This is a genomic window from Denitratisoma sp. agr-D3 (genome assembly GCF_054658675.1).
Genome location: NZ_BAAGIA010000002.1, coordinates 647,143 through 671,301 on the forward strand (window position 1 = coordinate 647,143; position 24,159 = coordinate 671,301).

Below are 24,159 nucleotides of genomic sequence, written 5' to 3' on the forward strand. Positions count from 1 at the left end.
TTCCGCTTTTATTTCGGCGATGAACAGGTAAGGTAACCAAATGGCCCGTATCGCAGGTGTCAATATTCCCAATCATCAACATGCTGAGATCGCGTTGACCGCGATTTACGGCGTGGGTCGTACTCGCGCACAAAAGATTTGTGAAGCCGCGGGTGTCAATCGTTCCGCAAAGATCAAGGATCTCACCGAGACCGAGATGGAACGCCTTCGTGACGAAGTAGCCAAGTTCACCGTTGAAGGTGATCTGCGCCGCGAAGTCACCATGAGCATCAAGCGACTGATGGACCTGGGTTGCTATCGCGGTGTCCGCCATCGTCGCGGCTTGCCTTGCCGTGGTCAGCGTACCCGTACCAATGCCCGTACCCGCAAGGGCCCGCGCAAATCCATCGCTGGCGCGAAGAAATAATAGGAACTAAAGCATGGCTAAGACAGCTACCAAAGTTCGCAAGAAGGTCAAGAAGAACGTTGCCGAAGGTATCGCCCACGTTCACGCTTCCTTCAACAACACCATCATCACCATCACCGATCGCCAAGGCAATGCATTGTCCTGGGCAACCTCCGGTGGTGCCGGCTTCAAGGGCTCCCGCAAGAGCACCCCGTTTGCCGCTCAGGTGGCTGCCGAAGCCGCCGGCAAGGCCGCGCTGGAATGTGGTGTGAAGAACCTCGAAGTGCGCATCAAGGGTCCCGGCCCCGGCCGTGAGTCCGCGGTGCGCGCCCTGAACGCCCTCGGCATGAAGATCACCAGCATCACCGATATCACGCCGGTTCCCCATAACGGCTGCCGCCCCCCCAAGCGTCGCCGTATCTGACGCCCGGACGAAGACAAGGAGTTATAAGTGGCCCGCAACCTAGACGCCAAATGCCGTCAGTGCCGCCGTGAGGGTGAGAAGCTCTTCCTCAAGGCTGAAAAGTGTTTTACTGACAAGTGCGCCATCGAGCGCCGTTCCTACGCCCCTGGCCAACACGGCCAGAAGTCCGGTCAGCGTTTGTCCGGCTACGGCCAGCAGCTGCGTGAAAAGCAGAAGATCCGCCGCATCTACGGCGTGCTCGAGCGCCAGTTCCGCAAGGTCTTTGCCGAAGCCGAACGCAAGAAGGGCCAGACCGGCGAAAACCTGCTGCAATTGCTGGAAGGCCGTCTCGATGCCGTGGTCTATCGCATGGGCTTCGGTGGTTCCCGTGCCGAGTCCCGCCAGATCGTTCGCCACAATGGCGTGCTGGTGAATGGCAAGCGCGTGAACATCCCTTCCTACAGCCTGCGTCCCGGTGACGTGGTGCAACTGACCGACCGCGCCAAGGGCCATCTGCGCAGCAAGGCCGCCCTTGAGGCCGCCGAGTCCCGCGGACTGCCCGAGTGGCTGGACGTGAACGTGAAGGAAGGCAAGGGCGTGTTCAAGTCCTACCCGACCCGCGACGAACTGCCGCCTTCCATTAACGAAGGTCTCGTGGTCGAACTGTACTCGCGTTAATTCGTTGTTTCGCGCCTGATGCCCCTGCCGGGGCATCGGGCGCATTCTCATTTGAAGGAATGCAGATGCAAAGCAATGCACTTCTAAAGCCCCGTATTGTTGATGTTCAATCCCTTTCCCCGGTCCATGCCCGCGTCGTCATGGAACCGTTCGAGCGTGGCTATGGCCATACGCTGGGCAACGCGCTGCGCCGCATCCTCCTTTCTTCCATGCCCGGTGCCGCGCCGACGGAAGTGAGCATTGAAGGGGTGTTGCACGAGTACTCCACGATCGAAGGCGTCCGCGAGGACGTGGTGGACATCCTGCTGAACCTGAAGGGCGTCGTCCTGAAGCTGCATGGCCGCAACGAAACTACCCTGAGCCTGAGCAAGTCCGGCGAAGGCGTCGTCACCGCTGCCGACATCCAGACCAGCCACGATGTGGAAATCATCAACCCCGACCACGTGATCGCCCACATCGCCCCCGGTGGCAAGCTGGACATGCAGATCAAGGTGGAGCTGGGCCGTGGCTATGAGCCCGCCAACACCCGTCCCGCCGCCAAGGACGAAGGCAAGACCATCGGTCGTATTCTGCTCGATGCCTCCTTCAGCCCCGTGCGTCGCGTCAGCTACCAAGTGGAATCCGCCCGTGTGGAACAACGGACCGACCTGGACAAGCTGATCATCGATCTGGAAACCAACGGCGCCATCGATCCCGAGCAATCCATCCGCAGTGCAGCCCGCATCCTGATGGAACAACTGTCCGTCTTTGCCGATCTGGAAACCACCACCGTGGCCCCGGTCGAGCAGAAGCAGTTGCCGGTTGCCCCCGAACTGCTGCGTCCGGTGGACGATCTCGAATTGACTGTTCGTTCGGCCAACTGCCTCAAGGCCGAGAACATCTACTACATCGGCGATCTGATCCAGCGCACCGAAACCGAGCTGCTCAAGACCCCCAACCTGGGTCGCAAGTCGCTCAACGAAATCAAGGAAGTGCTGGCCTCCCGCGGCCTCACCCTTGGTATGAAGCTCGAGAACTGGCCCCCGGTCGGTCTCGAAAAGATGGGCTGATTGTCAGCCTGAATCCATAACCCTGCTCAAAGCAACGGGCCACTAGCACAGCGCGGTGGCCCCACAACATAAAGGGAATTCATCATGCGTCACGGTAACGGACTTCGTAAGCTCAACCGCACCTCTTCTCACCGCCAAGCCATGTTCCGCAACATGGCCGTGTCCTTGCTGCGCCACGAGGCCATCAAGACCACCCTGCCCAAGGCCAAGGAACTGCGCCGCGTTGTCGAGCCCCTGATCACCCTGGGCAAGAAGCCCAGCCTCGCCAACCGCCGCCTGGCTTTCGACCGCCTGCGTGACCGCGAGATCGTGTGCAAGATTTTCGACGTGCTGGGCCCCCGCTTCTCCGCCCGCAACGGTGGTTATCTGCGCATCCTGAAAATGGGCTTCCGCCAAGGCGACAATGCGCCCATGGCTTACGTCGAACTGCTGGATCGCCCCGAAGAAGCCGCCGAGTCCGCTCAGGCTGCCGAGTAAGCGATCTTCGCCCAATAAAAAAGGCCGGCTTGCCGGCCTTTTTTATTGCCTGGCGCGCAGGGCGCTCAGTCGGTGCTCTCGGGTCGGGCGGCCATTTCCGCCCACAAGGCCTTGGCAAAGGTCTTCCAGACTTGTCCGCCGTGGCTGAGCAAACCTTCGTCGGCACTGCCGGCCATGACCTTGAGCATCAACTGGGCGAGGCCGAACAGTTCAATTTTGGCTCGACCCTCGGGGCTTTGTGGGTCGCAGTCGGCCCCAATCTTGTCGCCGGTGCAGGCCAGGGCCTGACGTGCCAGATCGCGGACCTGCTGCGGATTGTCCCAGTCGATGCCGATGATCACACCCTTGCGGGCAATTTCGGTTTCCAGGCGGGCCGTTTCGGCGGAAAAGTTTTGAAAAGTCGGCATGGTTATTTTTTCTTCGACGTTGTTTTGCTGACGAGCAAGGGTTTGAGATAGCGCCCGGTATGGCTGGACTTGCTTTGGGCCACTTGCTCGGGCGTGCCGGCGGCAATGATCTGGCCGCCGCCGTCGCCACCCTCGGGCCCGAGATCCACGATCCAGTCGGCCGTCTTGATCACATCGAGATTGTGTTCGATCACGACGATGGTGTTGCCGTGGTCACGCAGGCGGTGGAGCACCGTGAGCAGCATTTCGATGTCCTGGAAGTGCAGGCCGGTGGTGGGTTCGTCCAGAATGTACAGAGTGCGACCCGTGTCGCGCTTGGAAAGTTCCAGGGCCAGCTTGACCCGCTGTGCTTCGCCGCCGGAAAGGGTGGTCGCGCTTTGCCCCAACTGGATATAGGACAGACCGACGTCCATCAGGGTCTGTAGTTTCTTGGCCACCACGGGGACGGGGTCGAAGAATTCCCGAGCCTGCTCGACTGTCATCTGCAAGACATCGTGAATGGTCTTGCCCTTGTAGCGGATTTCCAAGGTCTCCCGGTTGTAGCGTTTGCCATGGCAGACGTCGCAGGGGACGAAGACATCGGGCAGGAAGTGCATCTCCACCTTGATCATGCCGTCGCCTTGACAGGCTTCGCAGCGCCCACCCTTGACGTTGAAGGAGAAACGGCCGGGCTCGTAGCCGCGCTGGCGGGACTCGGGAACGCCAGCGAAAAGTTCGCGGATCGGCGTCAGCAAGCCGGTGTAGGTAGCCGGGTTGGAGCGGGGAGTGCGGCCAATCGGCGACTGGTCGACGTTGATGACCTTGTCGAAGAATTCCAAGCCGTCGATACGGCCATGGGGTGCCGGTTCCAGGGAGGAGCCGTAGAGGTGGCGCGCGGCGGCGGCATAGAGGGTGTCGTTGATCAGGGTGGACTTGCCCGATCCGGACACGCCGGTGATGCAGGTGAGCAGGCCGACGGGTAGGCTGAGGGAGACGTCCTTCAGGTTGTTGCCTGTCGCGTGCTCGATCAGCAACTGCCGCTCGGGGTTGGGCGGCGTGCGGCGGTCGGGAACGGCGATGGTGCGGCGGCCCGAGAGATAAGCCCCGGTCAGGGACTTGGGATCGGCTTCCACCTGCTTGGGCGTGCCGTGGGCGACGATGGTGCCACCGTGCTCACCGGCACCGGGGCCCATGTCCACCACATAGTCGGCGCTTTCAATGGCCTCCTGATCGTGTTCCACCACGATCACGGTGTTGCCGATGTCACGCAGGCGCACAAGGGTCTGCAACAGGCGGGTGTTGTCGCGCTGGTGGAGGCCGATGGAGGGTTCATCAAGGACGTACATGACGCCGGTCAGGCCCGAGCCGATCTGGCTGGCCAGGCGGATCCGCTGGGCCTCACCACCGGAGAGGGTTTCCGCCGAACGGTCGAGGGAAAGATAGTCGAGGCCGACGTTGATCAGGAAGCCCACCCGGCTATCCACTTCCTTCACCACCTTGGCCGCCACCTGGGCCTTGTGGCCGGTCAGACGCAGGTCCTTGAAAAAGTCGCGACACTGGCCCAGGGCCAGCCGACTGATGTCGGCGATGGTCTTGCCACCGATGAAGACGTGACGGGCCTCCTTGCGCAGACGGGTGCCGTGGCAATCGGGGCAGGGACGGGAGTTCAGGTATTTGGACAACTCCTCCCGCACCGCCATGGAATCGGTTTCCTTGTAGCGCCGTTCCAGATTGGGGATGATGCCTTCGAAGGCATGGCTGCGGTCGAAGCGGGTGCCCTTCTCGTTGAGATAGCGGAAGCGGATCTGTTCCTTGCCCGAGCCGTAGAGAATGATCTCCTGCAAACGCTGGGTCAGCTGGTCGAAAGGGGTTGCCGTGTCGAAGCCATAGTGGGCGGCGAGGGATTCCAGCATCTGGTGGTAGAACTGGTTGCGCTTGTCCCAGCCCTTGACGGCGCCGGCTGCCAGGGAAAGATGGGGCGCCGTGACGACCCGCACGGGATCAAAGAACTGGATCTGGCCCAGGCCGTCGCACTGGGGGCAGGCGCCCATCGGATTGTTGAAGGAGAACAGGCGCGGTTCCAGTTCCTGCAAGGCATAGGAACAGACCGGGCAGGCAAAGCGGGCGGAGAACATATGCTCCCGTTCCGTGTCCATTTCCACTGCGATGGCCCGGCCCTCGGCGTGGGTCAGGGCGGTTTCGAAGCTCTCGGCCAGGCGCTGGCGCTGGTCGGCCCGCACCTTGAGGCGGTCCACCACCACGTCCACCGAGTGCTTGGTGCTCTTGGCCAGCTTGGGCAGGGCGTCGATGTCGTACACCTTGCCGTCGACCCGCAATCGGACGAAACCTTGGGCGCGCAGCTCGGTGAACAGTTCCAGTTGCTCGCCCTTGCGATTGGCCACCACCGGCGCCAGGATCATCAACTTGGTGTCCTCGGGCAGGGCCAGCACGTGGTCCACCATCTGGGAGACGCTCATGGCTTCCAGGGGCAGATCGTGGTCCGGGCAATGGGGCGTGCCGGCGCGGGCGAACAAGAGGCGCAGGTAATCGTGGATTTCCGTCACCGTGCCCACGGTGGAGCGGGGATTGTGGCTGGTGGCCTTCTGTTCGATGGAAATCGCCGGGGAAAGGCCCTCAATCAGGTCCACGTCGGGTTTTTCCATCAGTTGCAGGAACTGGCGGGCGTAGGCGGAGAGGGACTCCACGTAACGGCGCTGGCCTTCGGCGTAAAGGGTGTCGAAGGCCAGGGAACTCTTGCCCGATCCTGACAGCCCCGTGATTACCGTCAGCTTGTTGCGCGGCAGGTCAAGGTTGATGTTCTTGAGGTTATGGGTGCGGGCACCACGGATCTTGATTTCGTCCATGACGGCGGGTATCTGCTCGGGGAATCGGGGAGGGGTGACCTGTTAATATACGCGATCCCCAACCCTCTGCTGTGACGGCTATGCGCTCTGCAGTCAATGAAGGGATGACCCGAGAAGAAAAAAAATCGGGCATCGCTTTGGCCTCGATTTTTTCCTTGCGAATGCTGGGGCTTTTTTTGATCCTGCCGGTTTTCGCCTTGCACGCCAAGACCATTCCCGGCGGCGACAACCTGACCCTTGTGGGCATTGCCCTTGGCGCCTACGGCCTGACCCAGGCGATTTTCCAGATCCCTTTCGGCATGGCTTCGGACCGCTTCGGCCGCAAGCCGGTGATCATCTTCGGCCTGCTGCTGTTCGCCCTCGGTAGTGCCGTGGCGGCCATGGCGCCGGATATCTACTGGAGCATCGCCGGCCGCGTGCTTCAGGGCGGCGGTGCCATTTCCGCCGCCGTTACCGCCCTGGCCGCTGATCTGACGCGGGAACAGCATCGCACCAAGATCATGGCCATGATCGGCTCCTCCATCGGCCTGGCCTTCGCCTTCTCTCTGGTAGCTGCGCCGGCCCTCTACGCAGTGATCGGCATGGCCGGTATTTTCTGGCTCACCGCGGCCCTGGCTATCGCTGCGATTTTCCTCGTCACCCACGTGGTGGCCATGGCACCGCCGCCCCAGGCAGCGGGACGGCCGCCCTTCCGCAGCGTGCTGCTCAACCCCCAGTTGCTGCGCCTCAACTACGGCATCTTCACGCTGCACATGGTGCAGATGGCCATGTTCGTGGTGATTCCCGCTGAACTGGTGGCCGACGGTGCCTTGCCCCTGGCCCAGCACTGGCAGGTGTACCTGCCGGCGGTGCTGGTCTCCTTCGTGCTCATGGTGCCGGCCATCATCCGTGGCGAGCGGCGCGGGCAGATGAAACAGGTTTTCCTTGGCGCAATCATCCTGCTGCTGGCCACCGAAGTACTGCTCTGGTTCGGCGCGGGCCATTTCTGGCCCGTGGTGGCCGGCCTGCTTGCATTTTTCGTCGCCTTCAACATCCTGGAGGCAACCCTGCCTTCACTGATCTCCCGTATCGCCCCGCCATCAGCCAAGGGCGCGGCTTTGGGGGTTTACAACACGACCCAGGCCCTGGGCCTGTTCATGGGCGGTGCCCTGGGCGGCTGGTTGGCGAAACATCACGGCAATGGCGCCGTTTTCGCCTGGGCCCTGCTGCCCATCGGCGTCTGGATTTTTTTGGCCGCCACCATGGAAATTCCGCCACCGCGACAGCAGGCCCCTGACGTTAAAATCCCGGTTTAAGGACAGACGGCGCACGCGCCATTTCAATAGCGAAGAGGAGGGGGCCGATGGCTTCTGTAAACAAAGTGATTCTGGTGGGCAACGTAGGCAAGGACCCCGAAACCCGTTACACCCCCAACGGTGACCAGATCACCAACATCAGCGTCGCCACCACCGACACCTGGAAGGACAAAGCCACCGGCGAGCGACGCGAGGCCACCGAATGGCACCGCATCGTGTTCTTCGGCAAGCTGGCGGAAATCGCCGGCCAGTACCTGAAGAAGGGCAGCCAGGTGTACATCGAAGGCCGCCTGCGTACCCGCAAGTGGCAAGGCCAGGACGGCCAGGACCGCTACACCACCGAAATCAGCGCCGACGCCATGCAGATGCTGGGCCGGCGCGAGGGCGGCGGTTCCCCCGACTACGATCAACGCCCCCCGGCCAGCGGCGGTGGCGCCAGCCGCAGCAGCGCCGCACCCAGCCGCCCCGCACCGCCCCCTCCGTCCGGCGGCCTGGGGGATTTCGAGGACGATATCCCCTTCTAGGATCGACCTAAGGTCCTTTTGTAAAAAAGGAAGCCCCGCCTGTAGTATCGGCGGGGCTTTCGTCTTATTTACAAAAATCTGAGGCTGTTCCGTATTTCCGGCACAGTGTTTACCCATGTTAGCGTTAATACATGGATAAACTCTATGTCAAAACAATACAGACCACATCAGGGGAGAGGATTCCCCTACTAGTCGATCGGGACAGTGGTGCGCCCTTGTTCAAGCCTACGGTTTATGCGCTGACGTGCATTCGAGCCAGGAACCGGGCCAGCAAAACCATTGAGAGCGCTCTGCGAGCCCTGCAGGTGTTCTATTCCATTCTTGGTATCCAGGAAATTGATCTGGATGCCCGTTTAGGGGATGGAAAGGTTCTAGAAATAGGGGAAATTGACGAGCTTGTTCGATTGAGCCGGCTCAATATGGGGCAGCTCCGCCATTTGGCTAGGACGAAGCGGCCCTGTCGCCCCTCAACGAACATCCATTCGCTGGAAAGCCATCGCTTCCGGGCCGGAAAGGCACATGCAGAAGTATCGATGGCAGTTTCAGCTGGGCGCATACGATGGATATGTCACTATCTGTCCTGGTTGGTCTCGGTCAGACTCGCCAAACTGGACTCGAATAGCGAGCCCTATCAACGGCTGTCTGAGGCCAGCAAACAAGCTACGTCAGCGTTAATGGCTCGAGTAACGGGCGTGGGAGATCGCAATGTTCTCTACCTGCGAGAAGGACTTGCGCCCGAGGGTATAGCTGAACTCCTTCGGGTGACCCGGCCATCAGCACCGGAAAACCCCTGGATTAGGGATTACGTCCGGCAACGAAACTGCCTATTAGTACGCTGGCTCTATGTGTTGGGCCTACGTCGAGGGGAGTTACTCAACGTCAAGATTCCTGATATCGACTTCCGGAAAATGGAAGTTGTTGTCGCACGTCGTGCAGATGATCCAGAAGATCCCCGCTTACATCAGCCAAAGGTAAAAACCAAAGACCGGATACTGCCCTTAAGCAAAGAGCTTTGCCAGTTAACGTACGACTACGTCATGACGCCAATTTCCTGATGCGACGCAGCAGCATTGAGCTAGATGTCTAGTCCATCGCAGAAAGGATGGGTTATCCACAACAGAAATTTTGGCCAGTAAAAATATTTTTTAAGCATAAAATCAATTGGTTAAGTTTATGTTGATAGCTTAAGTACACTTAGATTAATTACAGCGATTTTTATTTTGTACTTTGTGACTATAATTCATTACGCATAGCCAGCCAATCTCAGCCAGCAATTGCAAAAAATCAGTGCAAACGCGCTGTATTGCAATCTGGGAGATGAGTGGTGGGGTTAAATCAGGTAGGCGGCGATGGGGATCGTCGCCCTGGACACACTGGCATTTATTGCTTGTGCTTTTGCTCGAAAGCACATGATGTCAACGTAGATCCGGAACAACTGCTGCATCAACTAGGATATGAAGGGCTGTCACTCACTAGGCAGCACTTTCTCTTTGCAGCAAAAAGCATTCAACTTCGGGCGAAAGTTCTAAAGATAGATGTAGTTCGGTTAGCCGAACAGAGTCTCCCAATCATTGCTGAACTCAACGATGGCGAATTCCTAGTAGTCCTAGGCGTCAGCGGCGAGTATTTCGTTACGTTAAATCCGGCGGAATCCATCTCCCCAAAGTTTGTGACGAAAAAGGACTTCGAAGCAAAGTTCACGGGCAACGTGTTCGCGCTAACAAGGCAGTACTCGTTATCCGACGATAAGCAGCCATTTGGAATTAGGTGGCTTATCGCTGTTGTACTTAGGTACAAAAAACCGCTAAGCCACATACTAATTGCAACTTTGCTCATCCAGGCATTCGGTTTGGCGATGCCATTATTTAGCCAAGTAATTTTAGACAAAGTGCTAGCGCATAGAAGCTTGGCAACTCTTCACGTTCTAGGTCTCGGGATGACAATTCTTGTTGTCTTTGAGGCGATATTTTCAATTCTCAAAACTCAGCTTCTGGCACGGACAGCGAACAAAGTAGATGTCCTTATTGGCTCTCGCATCATCAGACATCTGCTGAATTTGCCACTACAGTATTTTGAATCACGTGGCGTCGGAGCAACGGTAACTCGACTCAATGAAATTGAATATATAAGACATTTCGTTACCGGAGCACCAATAAGCGCTTTGGTAGATGCTTTGTTTGTAGGTGTATTCCTGGCAGTGCTCTTTTGGTACAGCCCACAACTAACGCTCATCGTGTTGGCCTCGCTACCGCTTTTGACTATTTTGACGTTGGGCACAACGCCGATAATGCGAACCCGGCTAGAAGCAAGAAATAAGGCAGCCGCAGATAATCACTCGTTCTTGATCGATGCGATATCAGGCGCACATACAGTCAAGACGTTTGCACTCGAACCAGTGATTGCAAGGCGATGGGTTCAGGGTACCGCAGCAACCCTGAGTTCCTCTTATCACGTAACCAACGTATCCGGAACAAGTGGCGCGATCAATCAATTGATACAGCGAGTCACCTCGCTGGCTGTGCTTTGGTATGGAGCAACATTGGTGATGGGTGGCGACCTGACAATGGGGCAATTGATCGCATTTCAGATGCTAACGTTAAGAGTTGTTCACCCATTAGTCAGGCTTGCACAACTTTTGCAAGAGTTCCAGAGGTTTTCTCTTTCAATGAAAGAGTTAATCGACGTGATGAGCCATCCTATGGAGGGCGCACGACTAAGTGGACGCCACAAGATGGCACGTCTAAAGCCCGATATCTTTTTGAAAAACGTCACATTCAGATACTCGCAAAAATTGCCCGCAGCAATTTCGAACGTTTCGCTTGAGATTCGATCAGGCCAAATGGTTGGTATCGTGGGGCGCAGCGGTTCTGGGAAAAGCACACTAGCCAAACTACTACAGCGTTTATATATGCCTACAGATGGTCAGGTAGAAATCGGAGGAATGGATATTCGCCACTTTGACTCTTCTTGGCTAAGAAAACAGTTTGGTGTCGTTTTGCAAGAAAACACAGTTTTCAACAATTCCATTCTTGAAAACCTTCTCATGCACGCTCAGAACGCACCAATGGGGGCAGTCGTTGCAGCAGCAAAGGCAGCTGATATTCATGACTTCATAACTTCGCTGCCAGAAGGATACGACACGCAGATCGGGGCAGGTGGCATGCAGTTATCAGGCGGACAAAAACAACGGCTTGCAATAGCCAGGGCACTCGTAAGTAATCCCGAGATACTGATCCTTGATGAAGCAAGTAGCGCGTTGGACTATGAGACAGAAGCTCGTGTAAATGCAAATCTTTTGAAGGCAAGAACGGGGAAAACCACGATTACGATTGCTCACAGGCTTTCGACGATCCGCTTAGCTGACAAGATATTCGTAATGGATAAGGGGGAGGTCGTAGAAAGTGGTACTCATCAAGAACTATTTCTAAAAAATGGCCATTATTCATCGCTGCTGAAACAGCAGCCGGAAATCCATGTTAGCCAAAGTGCTTAGTTTTAAACGTAAGGTTGTCGGTGGATATGGGCCGAGGCATCCAGTGGCTGGGCAGACGACACGGACTTCTTCTGTTTCACAACTTTCCGACTTAGAAATTTTCGACGCTGAAAGTGACAACAGAGGAAAAGTTATTTGGACTGTCTTTCTATTATTTTTTGGATCAATTGTCTGGATGTATTTTGCACATGTTGATATCTATGCAACTGCGCAAGGCAAGCTCATTCCCACCGGGAAGGTAAAGACACTGCAAACGCTTGACCAAGCTATCGTTAAGAAAATTCATGTACATGAAGGCGACTTTGTTCGTGAGGGCGATTTGATGGTTGAGCTAGATCCAACCTTAAATGAAACAGAGTTAGTGGCATCGAAAGATCGATTGCAGACGGCCAAAGCTGAAATGGCCAGATTGGAGTCAGAACTCTACGGGCATAAGCCACGATACGACACTGATGGGCTAACTAAAGAGCAACTCAAGTTGTTGGAAACGCAGCGAATCGGCCGAGTAAATTTCCATGAGTCAAAACTGATCGAATACAACATCACTCTTAGAAGTCGGTCGTCATCTATCAATAGTGCAATGAGTGCTCTTGCACAGGCAAAAGCTCAATTGGCTACTGCAGAGGAGCGTCAACAGAGAGTGCAGCCTTACGTAGGAAAAATAATTTCTCGGTTTGAGTATCTCAAGATGGAAGACTCTGTTGCTCAGTTACTGCGTGAAGTGGCTGCACAAGAAAGCAACCTCGAAAATGCTATCGAAGCTAAGAAATCTGTCGAACAACAACGACTTCAACTAATCGAAGAACATCGGAGTCATTTGGTCGGAGAGATTACAAAGCAACGAATAGATGTTGTATCTCAGCAAAGCGAAGTGGACAAACTAAAAAAGATTCTTGAACAAAAAGAATTGCGCTCTCCGATCGACGGATTTGTGCAAAGTCTGGCAGTCAATACCGTGGGAGGTACTGTGGCTGCGACTCAAACGTTGGCGATGATAGTTCCTAGTTCATCATCATTGTTCGTAGAAGCTGTTGTGTCAAACGATGAAGTTGGGTTCGTAAAAGTTGGCCAATCTGCAGATATCAAGATCGATGCATTTCCGTTTAACAAGTACGGGGTTGTTCAGGGAGTGGTTACTTGGATTAGTCCTGACGCAGAAGAGCGTAGCAACGGAATGCTCGATCCCACAACGACTCAAAGCAAGCCAGTTGGATCTACTGTCGTGCCGGTGAAGGCCGGGCTCGTGTACAAAATTCGGCTCGCTATCAACCAAGAACAAACGCTCCTGAAAAGCGGATTAACGAGTGCATCTCTAACACCGGGTATGACGGTTCAGGCAAATATAGTAACGGGACAACGGCGAATCATTGACTTCTTTTTGGCACCAATCGCTCAGAGCCTAGATGAGTCACTAAAGATTAGATAACAGGAACCGGTTACCGGGTATCCAGAATTACACGGAGGTACATATGGCATTAATCGCAGGGCTGTCGCTAGGTTTTTTCTTCATATTTATGGCGCATTCTCTTCTTGTCTATTTCTTAGTCGAAGACAACCTGAGAAAGAATATTCCACTTAAGGATGCATTTTTCCCATGGCCATCAAAAGGAAAAATGGTCGCCTGCGTGTGCCTAGTCGCTGCATGTTTCTTTGGCCTAATTGCGAAGAGAGGCGTAAGTGCCTTCATGGGAATAGGCTCCGATGAGTGGAAAGTAATTGGAATATTTATCGGCATTCCTGCCAGTTGGTACCTTATTTACTTCTTTCGTCGAATCAATAAGTCTGGCTCGACTTACCTCTTTAAGGCGACGCAGAGCACCCCTCTAGAAACGCTCTTTCCTCTAGTTGTATCACTGTCAATAACGCTGTTTAGTTATCTAACGAAGTAAGAAGCTAAGGGAGAACACTTGTAATGGCAACAGATTATGGTGCGATAGCACAAAATGGATTAAACGCATTTTTGAATGGAGAGGCTGGATGGAGTCTGGGTAGCTCTTCAAACCCGGCAGAAGCCTTAGCGAATCTTCTGAACTTCGGAACTCAAGTGCTAGCTTCGATGGGGACTGCAACCCCAGCGGGGCAGGCCGCGAATGCATTCGTTATCGGGTTGAGTCAGGCTGCAACGGCTAACAATTCGTTATCTGCTTATCAAAAATTTGAAAATGGCACCATTCAACCTAGCGACGTATTGAATGTCACTTCATCGATACTTGGAGGTATGGCAGCAGCCGCTGCTCTTACCGGTCTGGCAGTCCCTGCAACAACAACATTCGTTATCGCTGCTATTGCTGTTGCTGCCGGGCCTTCAGCTCAAGATGCGGTTAATGCTGCCCTTAATAAAATTGGAGAAATGGCATTCCCCGATATGCCCGACACAGACGATGCAGGATGGGGGGGCATCGGCCTAGGGCCTGGCTTCAATATTCCTGAAGGAACGTATGACCTTGGCCCAGATTCTGCCGGCACTCCGTGGGGAAGGGTCTCGGTAGAGGACGGGAATGGCAACGTACTGCAAACTTGGTATTACTACGACGATATTGTCGATACGTATGTACCAAGCGATTCTGGTATCGGGGGAACTGGAAGTAGTGGTGGGTCTGGCGGCGGAGGTACAGGAAATGGCGATAGTGAAAGTGATGATGATGACAGTGGTGGCTCTGTTTATGTCCCACCACCCCAGCCGCAACCGCAACCGGAAGAGCCGCCCCCTTACGTCAGCGAAGATGGCGACTGATCGTTTGCTCTAGCTGGGTCAATACTCGTCACTACGGCGGGTGATGTTTAATGCTAAGGAATAAACATGCAGAACTTTGACTTTGGAATCAGTAAGGAATCCTTTTTCGAGAATTTTTACGAGAGAAATATCTATTTTAAGAAGGCAACTGCTCGGCAAGATGTTATTTCCTGGGATGAAATAAATCAGGCCGTCTTCTGCTTAGATGCTGGAGATAACAGAATTAGGTTATTCAAAAATGGCCAAATCGAAGATTCGGAATTCATTGATGGTTTTACTCAGGTAGATCGGCCGAGACGAGTTCTTGAAAAGAACTCGTTCTACCGCTATATGAGAAGCGGCGCGACGTTGGTACTAAATCGATTTGATAGCGTTTCTCTGACTACTAAGAAGCTCTGCGATGAGGTCAGCATGTTTACTGACTCTCAAGCTGTCGCAAATGCATATATAGCATTTAGCGGCGATGGAACATTTGGAAACCACTGGGATACCCATGACGTATTTGCTGTGCAGCTCCGAGGACGAAAGCGCTGGAAGATATATTCCCCTACGTTTATGCAGCCCTTAAGTAATCAGACTAGTAAAAATCATAAGCATGAATGTCCGCAAGAGCCGGTATTTGATGAGATCCTTGAGGCTGGCGATTTTTTATACATTCCCCGCGGGTGGTGGCATAACGTTTTACCGATTGGAGAGGAAACTGTACATATTGCAATTGGTACGCATCCTCCTCGAGCCTTAGATTTTTTGTTTTGGATTTGTTCTACAGCTGCCACAAGCAAGCTCACTGCTCGCGAGTCGCTGAGCAGATTGAGAGACGAAAACTTGAAGCTTGAGTCCCTTGCAGACGACATCAAAGAGTTGCTATGTGATCGAGAGCTTCTTAGAAAATTTCACGAACACCGTGTCTCGAAACAACGTTACGAGACTGGGTTTGATATTCAATCGAATTGCCTTCCGGTCAACGAAGAACGAAGGCTCATGGAGTGCGTTAATACTTTCTCGATGTCGATGGCGATAGAAGGGGTGGCTCAGAAATAATGTGCCGACCGTTTTTGTTTGCCGTGATGATGGCCGTATCGGCGTCTGTACAAGCATCTGACCTAGTGAAAATTTATCGGGCAGCGTTAGTAACTGATCCGCAATACCAAGTTGCGCTAGCTCTTCAAGAGGCCAATATTGAAAAGGAAGTCCAAGGAAGAGCTGGGCTGCTGCCGAGCATAACACTTAACTCAAACGTCGGTATGAATCGGCAGCATTCCCAGTTGCGTTCAATTGAGGCGGAGCCTGTAGAGGCTAGGTTTAGAAGCACTAGTTGGACGATCCAGTTGTCACAGCCGCTGTACAGGCCCAAAAGTTGGGCAATTTTTTCACAGGGTGAATTAACTACCCAAAGTGCGGGCCTTCAATTGCAAGAAGCAACTCAAGAGCTACTTCTTAGGTCAGCAAAGCTCTACATTGAACTCATCTTGGCGGATGAAGCTCTTCAAACGGCGCTGGCTTTAAAGGCGGCTACGGAGGAACAGCTTCAGTTAGTAAAAAATAGCTATCAAGTCGGAATGGCACCAATAGTCGACGTGCAAGAAGCTCAGGCCAGGTTAGCCCTAGCGAAAGCCCAAGAGATCTATTCACGGCAAGATCTGCTTGTGAAGCGTAAAGCAATGTCCCTTTTTACTGGACATGTAATGCCGTCGAACACGCGCATCAGAAGTGCTTTTACGATTCAGGCGGCACATATCGGAGTAAGGGAGTCATGGGTCGAAACCGCCGAACGAAGAAATTTTCAAGTTCGGCTAGCGGAGCTAGCTCTCGAAGTTGCGAAGAAGGATGTAGATGCTCATCAAGCCGATCATTTACCTACAGTCGATCTAGTTGCCTCATACGGGAATGCCGTAACTGGAAATAACGTTGCCTACGGTATTGCGCGGCCTGGAACGGACGTGGATACAAGTGCTATTGGTGTACAGATCGTTATTCCAATTTTTTCTGGTGGAGCAACTTCTTCGAGACTTAGGGAAAGTTTGTCCTTACAAGAAAAAGCCAGTGCTGAGCTGAGTAAAGCGAGACAGTCAGCTGCGCTTGAGGCAGAGCAAGCCTTTCTTGAAACCACTTATGGGGCTTCTCAGATTGAGGCGTATACCTCTGCTCTTAGTTCGTCTGAATCTTCACTTGAAGCCATGAAAATTGGCTATGAAGTTGGATTGCGCATCAGTTCGGATGTTCTGAACTCGCAAAGACAATATTTTGAGACAAAGCAAAAATTGGCTAAAGCCAAGGGTGATACCTTGTTGGCAGGCCTTCGTCTTAAGGCTGCAATTGGAGTCCTTGAAGAAGCTGATTTAACTGAAATTTCTCAATTTTTTGAATAACACCCCATCGGATGTAAGCCATGAAGCTAGCAAAGTTCTTAGCCTCTCTAATATTCTTTGCAGTAGTAACAAACGTCTCGGCAACGGTACCAACTTATGAAATTGGCGGGCAGTCTTTGCAGATTCCTAGCCCTTCAGGCTATCAAGAGGTCAGATCTGTGGCACCACATATCTATGCTCTGGGAGCGTCACTAACTCCGCGCGACAATAGGCTGATAGCTATGTTTGTGAGCAACGAAGACGTGAACGCCGCGGCCAAAGGCAGGGAACCTCGCCTCGATAAGTATTACTTGGTACAAACGCTGAGAAATGTTGAGGGCAAAGAGCTTTCTGAAGCCAACTTTCGGGAGGTTCAGGGGGTATTGAAAGCACAGTTTCAGGCCGCAGCAAAACAAATAGCCCCTGAGATTCAGGCACTCATTGAGAGTGTTTCAAAGAGTTCTGAATTTGCAGAACGACTGGGAAGTCAGATGCAGGTAGGCCAAATTATTGGGTTGGAGGTTTTCGAAGAAGCTAGAAATTCGATTAGTTGGCTGACTGTTACCAAGCTCCGAACTACAAAAAAGGGAAGGGTGATCGACTATGCTGTTGTTGGAGCGATGACTACGGTGTACGTTAAAGGGCAGCTGCTTGCTATGTATGTTTGTAGTCGCTTGAGAGCAAAGAGCGATTTTGATTGGGTGAAACAGCAGTCAATGACTTGGCTGAAAGCCATTAATGCCCATAATTAAGCTGCAAGTAGTGGGTATAACGGTAGAAGTGGCTGCACAAGTTGTTGTGGATCACTAGTTAGTCTGACAACGTGAAGTAGTTCAATTGCTGGTTAGTTTCTAATTAAATTGGATATTGTGAATTTCTTGAACTAGCCAAGGAAAAAGCTCAATGTATATTTGGAGCCCGTAGAACAGGAAGACTCCAGTGTGGATAGCTGGCGTATCTACCTCGTCAATGCCGGCGACTGAAAGGCCCATCTCTCGCAATGAGGAATGATGTCTCGAGAGTATTCCTTCTGCTTTCGTAGCTTTCAGCGAGTAATTTCATTTGATCGCTGATATGCTTAATTGGCTGTTTGCACGAAACCACTTTTTTCTCTTTATAGTGACTGTTTCAACTGGTCGTGTAAATAAAGCACTCCAGATAGGAGTAGTTTGTTTACGAAATTAGGTTTAGGGGAAGCTAAATGTACGTGAAGAAGCTTGTAGGAGAAGGCATGAGCTGTTTGTTTACGTGCAGTAGTTCAGCACAACCCTTCTGATCGCCTAGGGGCGGACCTTGGTCAACACCGACGCCCGGCGCCGTTTGGCGGAACGTTTGCGCCGGGCTTCCTGGCGCGACCTGCTGACGGTTGCCTTGCCGTCCTTGGTGCTGATCGTCGCGGCTTTTTGGCTGACCTCCCGCTTCATTCAGCCGGCGCCGCCGAAGCAACTGGTCTTGGCCAGCGGCAGTCCCGGCGGTGGTTACCAGCGCTACGCCGCTGCCTACAAGCCCTTGCTGGCGCAGGAGGGCATCGAGCTGGTGGAGCGCCCCACCTCCGGCGCCCTGGAAAACCTGGCCCTGCTGCGGGACGACAATAGTGGCGTCGACGCGGGCTTCGTCCAGGGCGGCATCGTCGAACTGAAAGAGGACGACAACCTCTATTCCCTTGGCGCTCTTTATCAGGAGCCCGTTTGGATCTTCTATCGGGAAGCCCTGTTTGCCGGCAAGGGTGTGCCGGACCGCCTGCTGCAACTGAAGGGCCTACGCATCGCCGTGGGGACGCCCGGTAGCGGCAACCGTCACTTGGCCGAGGAGTTGCTGCGGACCAATGGCCTGGATCGCGACGACGTGCGCCTGCTGGACGCGGGCGGCCTGACCGCCGCCTCGGCCCTGGCGGCGGGCCGGGCCGATGTTGCCATCGTGGTCGGTCCGGTCGAGTCGGCGGCGGTGTGGACCCTGCTCTACGCCCCCGGCGTCAATGTCCTCAGCCTGGCCCAGGCGGAAGCCTATACCCGCAAGTTTTCCTTCCTCAGCCATCTGGTGCTGCCCCGGGGCAGTGTGGATCTGGTGCGGGACATCCCCGACCGGGACGTGCACCTGGTGGCGCCCACCGCCACCCTGGTGGTACGGGACGACACTCACCCCGCCCTGGTGGACCTGCTGGTGCAGGCCGCCGCCAGCGTCCATGGTGGCCACGGCCTGCTGCACAAGGCCGGTGAATTTCCCAAGGCCCAGGCGGTGGACTTTCCCCTTTCGCCCCGGGCCGATCGTTTCTACAAATCGGGCAAGCCCTTGCTTCAGCGCTACCTGCCCTTCTGGGCCGCGAATCTGATCGACCGTCTGGTGGTGATGCTGATTCCCCTGTTGGCCGTGCTCTATCCCGTCGCCAAGTTCGCCCCATCCCTGTACGGCTGGCGGGTGCGTTCGCGCATCTTCAAGCGTTATGGCGAACTCAAGTTCCTCGAGGCCGACGTGCTGGCGGACGACAGCGGTGAGAAACGGGAGGACTTCCTGCGCCGCCTCGACGCCATCGAACGGGACGTGGCCCATTTCTCCGCGCCCCTCGCCTTTAGCGACCTGGTCTATACCTTGCGCGGCCATATCGAGATCGTCCGCTCCGCCATCCTCCGCCACCACCCCTGACGGCATCGTCACCCCGGCTAGGCGGGGTAGACCTCGCCTCTGTCCGTTTTTTCGCACGGGGCGGGTGTAAATTCCGGAAATCCGCACACTTTACCGTCCGCGCTGTCCGTTTTTCTGCTTTAGCCCTGAAGCAAATCAGCGACTTACTGCCCGCCTTGGTGGCGGGCATGTCTTGTGCAATATAGAGGTGTGGCGCCCGCTGCCGGGCGACCCCAAAACACAATCCCGACCGATGAGGAGACAACCCATGAAAACACGCATCCTGCTGTCCGCCGCGCTGCTGTCCGTTTCCAGCGCCGCCCTGGCCGACGACCTGGTTCGCCTGGGCAACCTGAAGTTCGCCCACTACGGCGCCGTGTCCTACATGAAGGAAATCTGCGGCAAGTACGGCATCAAGGTGGAGGAACGCATGTTCCCCAAGGGCCCGGACATCATGCCGGCCATCGTCGCCAATGAAATCGATATCGCCGCTCTGGCTTCCGACGGCGCCATCTCCGGCCGCGCCAACGGCGTGCCCATCTACACCGTGGCCGGTTTTGCCAAGGGCGGCGCCCGCCTGGTGGCCGGCGTGGATTCCGGCATCAAGAGCCTGAAGGACCTCAAGGGCAAGAAGGTGGGTGTGACCCGCGGCGGCATGCAGGAACTGCTGCTGTTGGCCGAGTTGGACAAGGCCGGCCTGTCCTGGTCCGACAAGCCGGGCAAGGACGTGGAAATCGTCTACTTGGCCTTCGCCGACCTGAACCAGGCCCTGCTGGGCAAGCAGATCGACGCCATGTGTCAGTCCGAGCCCCAGTCCTCCCAGGCCATCAACAAGAAGTTCGGCGTCGAGGTGATGAAGCCCTACGACACACCCATGGGCGAGCCTTACCGCCTGCTGGTCATGAGCGAGAAGATGTACAACGAAAAGAAGGACGTGGCCCAGCGCACCATGAAGTGTTTCGTCGAGGCCACCGCCACCTTCAACAAGGACATGGTGCTGGCCGAGAAGTATGTGCGTGAGCAGATGTTCAAGAACCAGATCACGCCCCAGGACTTCAAGGACGCCATGGACAACGCCGACTACACCTACGACGTCAGCCTGTCCCATGTCGATACCGCCACCGGCATGATGCAGAAGTACGGCGTCGGCCGCATGGCCAATCCGCCCAAGGCCGCCGACTGGGTGAAGCTGGACCTGCTGCAAAAAGCCAAAACCGAATTGAAGGTCAAGTAATCCATGAACGCAAAACAACTGAAGTCCAGCCTGACGGGGGCCGTGGTGCCCCTGTTGGTGGTGTTGCTCTGGGAAGGGCTGGCCCGGGCCGGCATGTTCTCGCCGGTGGTGATGCCCGCCCCGTCCGCCGTGGCCCTCAAGTGGTGGGCCTACCTGATGCCCACCGAAGCCTACGATCCGGCCGTCCACGCCTCCTGGCTGGCCTGGGCCGTGTCCGGCGAACTGCCGGCCGATACCGCCGGCAGCCTCTACCGGGTGGTGGTGGGCTTCCTGGTGGGCGCCGTGCTGGCCCTGCCCCTGGGCCTGCTGATGGGCGCCAGCCAACGCATCTACGCCCTGTTCAATCCCTTGGTGCAGATCCTGCGGCCGATTCCGCCCATTGCCTACATTCCCCTCGCCATCCTCTGGTTCGGCCTGGGTAATCCGCCCTCCGTGTTCCTGATCGCCATCGGCGCCTTCTTTCCGGTGCTGATGAACACCATCGCCGGCGTACGCCACGTAGACGGCATCTACCTGCGCGCCGCGCGCAACCTGGGGGTCAATCAATGGACCCTGTTCACCCGGGTCATGCTGCCCGCCGCCACGCCCTACATCCTGGCCGGGGTGCGGATCGGCATCGGCACGGCCTTCATCGTCGTGATCGTCTCGGAAATGATCGCGGTGAACAACGGCCTCGGTTTCCGCATCCTGGAAGCCCGCGAGTTCATGTGGTCGGACAAGATCATCGCCGGCATGCTCAGCATCGGTTTTCTCGGTCTCGCCATTGACACCGCCGTGAGCCGTCTCAACAACCACTTGCTGCGCTGGCACCGCGGACTGGAGCACTGAACCATGAAGACCTATCACCCGGCCCCCCTTCGACAAAGCTCAGGACAGGCTTTCCCGCGGAAAGGGGTGATTACGGTTCAGCCGCTCTGCGGCTTCCCAGTTCAAACCACTACGCCTCCTTCGGGCGGCCGCGCGGAGGCGTAAATGAGCCAGATCATCGTCAACAACGCACAAAAAGTCTTCAAGACACCCAGCGGCGACGTCATCGCCCTCAAGGACATCAACCTGCACATCGAGAAGGGCGAGTTCGTCTGCCTGCTCGGTCCCTCCGGTTGCGGCAAGTCCACCCTGCTCAACGCGGTGGCGGGCTTCCAGCCGCCTTCCGCCGGCGAGATCACCGTGGACGGCAAGAAGATCCTGACCCCGGGACCTGATCGGGGCATGGTGTTCCAGGAGTACGCCCTGTTCCCCTGGATGACCGTGGCGCAGAACATCGCCTTCGGCATGGAAGTACAGCACAAGAGCAAGGGCGAGATCGCCGCCAAGGTGGACCAGTTGCTCGACACCCTCAAGCTCAAGGACTTCCGCGACCGCTTCCCCAAGGACCTGTCCGGCGGCATGCGGCAGCGGGTGGCCATCGCCCGGGTGCTGGCCATGGATTCCCCCATCATGCTGATGGACGAGCCCTTCGGCGCCCTCGACGCCCTGACCCGGCGCAACCTCCAGGACGAACTGCTGCGGATCTGGAAGGAGTTCGGCAAGACCATCCTCTTCGTCACCCACTCCATCGAGGAGTCCATCTACCTGGCGGACCGCATCGTGGTCATGACCTACCGGCCTGGCACCATCAAGCGCGACCAGCGGGTCACCATGCCCCGGCCGCGGGACACCTCGGCCCCCGAGTTCAACGAACTCAAGCGGGAGCTGGGCCTGCTGGTGATGGAAGAGCAGCAACGCCACGCCGCCGACGAGCTGAAGCTGGCCGCCGTGGATTGAGCTTGGCCGCCGCTTTTCGCCTTGTCGTGAACCGCGCCGTCCCCGTTGGGCGGCGCGGATGTCATGGCCGATAAGCCCTTGCGCCGCCCGTCCTGGCTGTTCCTGGGGGGCGGCCTGTTGCTGTGCCTATTGGCGGCTTTGGCCGCCTACGGTTTTTTCCTGGAGCGGGCCAAGACCCACTTGCAGGAAAGCAACGGCCAGCGGCTCGATTTCTACGCCGCCAGTCTCGAAAGCACTCTCGCCAAGCACGAGCCCCTGCCCTACCTGGCAGGGCTGGAGCGCGACGTGCGCGCCGCCCTGGCCCATCCCGGCGCCGACACCGTGGCCGCCGCCAACCGTTATCTGGCCATGGCCCAGCGCGAGGCCAAGGTGTCGGCTCTCTACCTGCTGGATGCCGAGGGCCTGACCCTGGCCGCCAGCAATTGGAACAACAGCCAGTCCTTCGTCGGCCAGCGCTATACCTTCCGCCCCTATTTCCGCGAGGCCCTGGCCGGCGGCACCGGCCGTTTCTACGCGGTGGGAGCCACCACCCGGGAACCGGGCTATTTCATCGCCGCGCCGGTGAAGCTCGACGGCCGCATTCGCGGCGTGGTGGTGGCCAAGGTGAGTCTGGAGGACTTCGAGCGGGACCTGGCCCGCAGCGGCGACCGGGTGGCCCTGGCGGACAGCGGCGGCGTGCTTTTCCTGTCCGCCGTGGCCGACTGGAAGTACCGCACCCTGGGGCCGCTGCCGCCGGACCTGGCCCTGCGCCTGGCGGAAACCCGCCAGTACGGCGACCATCCCCTCAGTGCTTTGCTGCCGGGGCAGCGCCTGGACGGCGACTTGCCGGTGCAGGAAGTTGCCCTGAAGCCGCAGGCGGGCAGCGGCAAGTACCTGTTGCTGTCCCGCCCCGTGGGGCCCTTGAACTGGCGCATCCTGTCCTTCACCGATTTGGCCGAGGCGCGCCAGACCGCCGGCGGCCAGGCCGCCGCGGTGGGTTTCGCCACGGCCCTGGGCCTGCTGTTGCTGGGCGTGCGTCGCCTGCAACAGCACCGCCAGGAAGAACGCCAGGCCGCCGCCGTCGCCCTGCGTCGGGTGCATGACGAACTGGAGTTCCGCATCGCCGAGCGCACCGAGGCCCTGACCGTGGCCAACCAGCAACTGCACGAACGCCTGGCCCAGGTGGAGCGGGCCGAGGCTATCCTGCGCCAGACTCGGGACGATGCCGTGCAGGCGGGCAAGCTGGCGGTGCTGGGCCAGTTGGCGGCGGGCATCACCCACGAAATCAACCAACCCCTGGCGGCCCTGACCACCCTGTCGGGCAACGCCGTCAAGTTCCTTGAGCGGGGCGACCAGAACGAAGTACGCGACAACCTGCACCTGATCGAGGAACTGGCCCAGCGCCTGGGGCGCATCGTCGGTCAGTTCAAGGCCTTCGCCCGCAAGGCGCCGGCCGAGTTGACGGCGGTCAGCGTCGCCGAGGCGGTGCAGCTGGCCCGGGTCATCGTCGAGCCGCGCCGTCGGGAAATGAATGCCCGCATCGACAGCGACTTTCCCGCCGAGGCGCTGCTGGTGCGGGCCGATCCCGTGCGCCTGGAACAAGTGTTGGTGAATTTGATCAAGAACGGTCTTGAGGCCAGTGCGCGCCAGGCCGCACCGCGCCTGTTCCTCAGCGCTGGCCGCGACGGCGGACGGGTCCGCCTCTGCCTCCAGGACAACGGCCCCGGCATTCCGGCCGAGGTGCTGCCCCATTTGTTCGAGCCCTTCTATTCCACCAAGGGGGACAGCGAGGGCCTGGGCCTGGGCCTGGCCATCTCCCGCGCCATCGTCGAGAGTTTCGGCGGCAGCCTGACCGCCGGCAACCGGGAGGAGGGGGGCGCGGAGTTCGTTATCATGCTCGATGCCGCCTGACGCGGCGGAGAGGGTT

22 protein-coding genes are annotated in these 24,159 nt (G+C 56.8%); 20 read left to right on the forward strand and 2 right to left on the reverse strand.

Translation table 11 applies throughout. The annotated features are described in order from the left end of the window. The first annotated feature begins 40 nt into the window (after positions 1-40). The 5 genes from rpsM (at position 41) to rplQ (ending at position 2,992) form a co-directional block, all read left to right on the forward strand. Positions 41-406 carry a 30S ribosomal protein S13 gene (rpsM, locus tag ACYQ2U_RS08110; protein WP_459949850.1) on the forward strand — a complete coding sequence of 122 codons (366 nt, stop codon included), beginning with the start codon at positions 41-43 and terminating at the stop codon, positions 404-406. A 13-nt stretch (positions 407-419) separates the two neighbouring features. After that, entirely contained in the window at positions 420-809 is a 390-nt protein-coding gene (gene rpsK / locus ACYQ2U_RS08115) for a 30S ribosomal protein S11 (RefSeq protein ID WP_459949851.1), read from the forward strand. Positions 810-836: 27 nt separating this feature from the next. Next, positions 837-1,466 (forward strand): 30S ribosomal protein S4, encoded by a 630-nt coding sequence (rpsD, locus tag ACYQ2U_RS08120; protein ID WP_459949852.1) that lies wholly within the window; start codon positions 837-839, stop codon positions 1,464-1,466. Between the two features lie 65 nt (positions 1,467-1,531). Next, positions 1,532-2,515: a DNA-directed RNA polymerase subunit alpha gene (locus tag ACYQ2U_RS08125; protein ID WP_459949853.1), complete on the forward strand. Its 984-nt coding sequence runs from the start codon at positions 1,532-1,534 to the stop codon at positions 2,513-2,515. Positions 2,516-2,599: 84 nt separating this feature from the next. Beyond that, positions 2,600-2,992, forward strand: coding sequence for a 50S ribosomal protein L17 (gene rplQ / locus ACYQ2U_RS08130; protein ID WP_459949854.1), 393 nt, complete (start codon positions 2,600-2,602; stop codon positions 2,990-2,992). Positions 2,993-3,057: 65 nt separating this feature from the next. Here the strand turns inward: rplQ and ACYQ2U_RS08135 are convergent, their stop codons facing one another. Then, the gene (locus ACYQ2U_RS08135) at positions 3,058-3,399 is read right to left on the reverse strand and encodes a hypothetical protein (RefSeq protein WP_459949855.1); all 342 of its coding nucleotides are present in this window, start codon (positions 3,397-3,399) and stop codon (positions 3,058-3,060) included. Positions 3,400-3,401: 2 nt separating this feature from the next. Beyond that, entirely contained in the window at positions 3,402-6,242 is a 2,841-nt protein-coding gene (uvrA, locus tag ACYQ2U_RS08140; RefSeq protein WP_459949856.1) for an excinuclease ABC subunit UvrA, read from the reverse strand. A gap of 104 nt (positions 6,243-6,346) precedes the next feature. Between uvrA and ACYQ2U_RS08145 the strand changes: the two genes are divergently transcribed. From ACYQ2U_RS08145 to ACYQ2U_RS08215, 15 genes are all read left to right on the forward strand, one after another. Beyond that, a complete protein-coding gene (locus ACYQ2U_RS08145) occupies positions 6,347-7,537 on the forward strand; it encodes an MFS transporter (RefSeq protein ID WP_459949857.1) in 1,191 nt (396 codons plus the stop codon). A 47-nt stretch (positions 7,538-7,584) separates the two neighbouring features. After that, entirely contained in the window at positions 7,585-8,061 is a 477-nt protein-coding gene (gene ssb, locus ACYQ2U_RS08150) for a single-stranded DNA-binding protein (RefSeq protein WP_459949858.1), read from the forward strand. Positions 8,062-8,192: 131 nt separating this feature from the next. Then, positions 8,193-9,116: a site-specific integrase gene (locus ACYQ2U_RS08155; RefSeq protein WP_459949859.1), complete on the forward strand. Its 924-nt coding sequence runs from the start codon at positions 8,193-8,195 to the stop codon at positions 9,114-9,116. Between the two features lie 266 nt (positions 9,117-9,382). Then, on the forward strand, positions 9,383-11,554 hold the full coding sequence (locus ACYQ2U_RS08160; RefSeq protein WP_459949860.1) for a peptidase domain-containing ABC transporter: 2,172 nt from the start codon (positions 9,383-9,385) through the stop codon (positions 11,552-11,554). Beyond that, entirely contained in the window at positions 11,535-12,980 is a 1,446-nt protein-coding gene (locus ACYQ2U_RS08165) for an HlyD family type I secretion periplasmic adaptor subunit (RefSeq protein WP_459949861.1), read from the forward strand. Before ACYQ2U_RS08160 ends, ACYQ2U_RS08165 begins: the two co-directional genes overlap by 20 nt. A 43-nt stretch (positions 12,981-13,023) precedes the next feature. Further along, complete coding sequence (locus ACYQ2U_RS08170; RefSeq protein ID WP_459949862.1) at positions 13,024-13,443, forward strand: hypothetical protein; 420 nt, start codon at positions 13,024-13,026, stop codon at positions 13,441-13,443. A gap of 23 nt (positions 13,444-13,466) precedes the next feature. Beyond that, positions 13,467-14,288, forward strand: coding sequence for a hypothetical protein (locus ACYQ2U_RS08175; protein WP_459949863.1), 822 nt, complete (start codon positions 13,467-13,469; stop codon positions 14,286-14,288). Between the two features lie 66 nt (positions 14,289-14,354). Beyond that, a complete protein-coding gene (locus ACYQ2U_RS08180; RefSeq protein ID WP_459949864.1) occupies positions 14,355-15,329 on the forward strand; it encodes a cupin domain-containing protein in 975 nt (324 codons plus the stop codon). A 29-nt stretch (positions 15,330-15,358) separates the two neighbouring features. Further along, on the forward strand, positions 15,359-16,657 hold the full coding sequence (locus ACYQ2U_RS08185; protein WP_459949938.1) for a TolC family outer membrane protein: 1,299 nt from the start codon (positions 15,359-15,361) through the stop codon (positions 16,655-16,657). A 20-nt stretch (positions 16,658-16,677) separates the two neighbouring features. Further along, the gene (locus ACYQ2U_RS08190; RefSeq protein ID WP_459949865.1) at positions 16,678-17,388 is read left to right on the forward strand and encodes a hypothetical protein; all 711 of its coding nucleotides are present in this window, start codon (positions 16,678-16,680) and stop codon (positions 17,386-17,388) included. Between the two features lie 541 nt (positions 17,389-17,929). Beyond that, entirely contained in the window at positions 17,930-19,276 is a 1,347-nt protein-coding gene (locus tag ACYQ2U_RS08195; protein WP_459949866.1) for a TAXI family TRAP transporter solute-binding subunit, read from the forward strand. 247 nt (positions 19,277-19,523) lie between these two features. After that, entirely contained in the window at positions 19,524-20,489 is a 966-nt protein-coding gene (locus ACYQ2U_RS08200) for an ABC transporter substrate-binding protein (RefSeq protein ID WP_459949867.1), read from the forward strand. A 3-nt stretch (positions 20,490-20,492) separates the two neighbouring features. Then, on the forward strand, positions 20,493-21,317 hold the full coding sequence (locus tag ACYQ2U_RS08205; protein WP_459949868.1) for an ABC transporter permease: 825 nt from the start codon (positions 20,493-20,495) through the stop codon (positions 21,315-21,317). 144 nt (positions 21,318-21,461) lie between these two features. Beyond that, complete coding sequence (locus ACYQ2U_RS08210; RefSeq protein WP_459949869.1) at positions 21,462-22,253, forward strand: ABC transporter ATP-binding protein; 792 nt, start codon at positions 21,462-21,464, stop codon at positions 22,251-22,253. A 63-nt stretch (positions 22,254-22,316) separates the two neighbouring features. After that, a complete protein-coding gene (locus ACYQ2U_RS08215; RefSeq protein ID WP_459949870.1) occupies positions 22,317-24,143 on the forward strand; it encodes a sensor histidine kinase in 1,827 nt (608 codons plus the stop codon). The last annotated feature ends 16 nt before the right edge of the window (positions 24,144-24,159 follow it).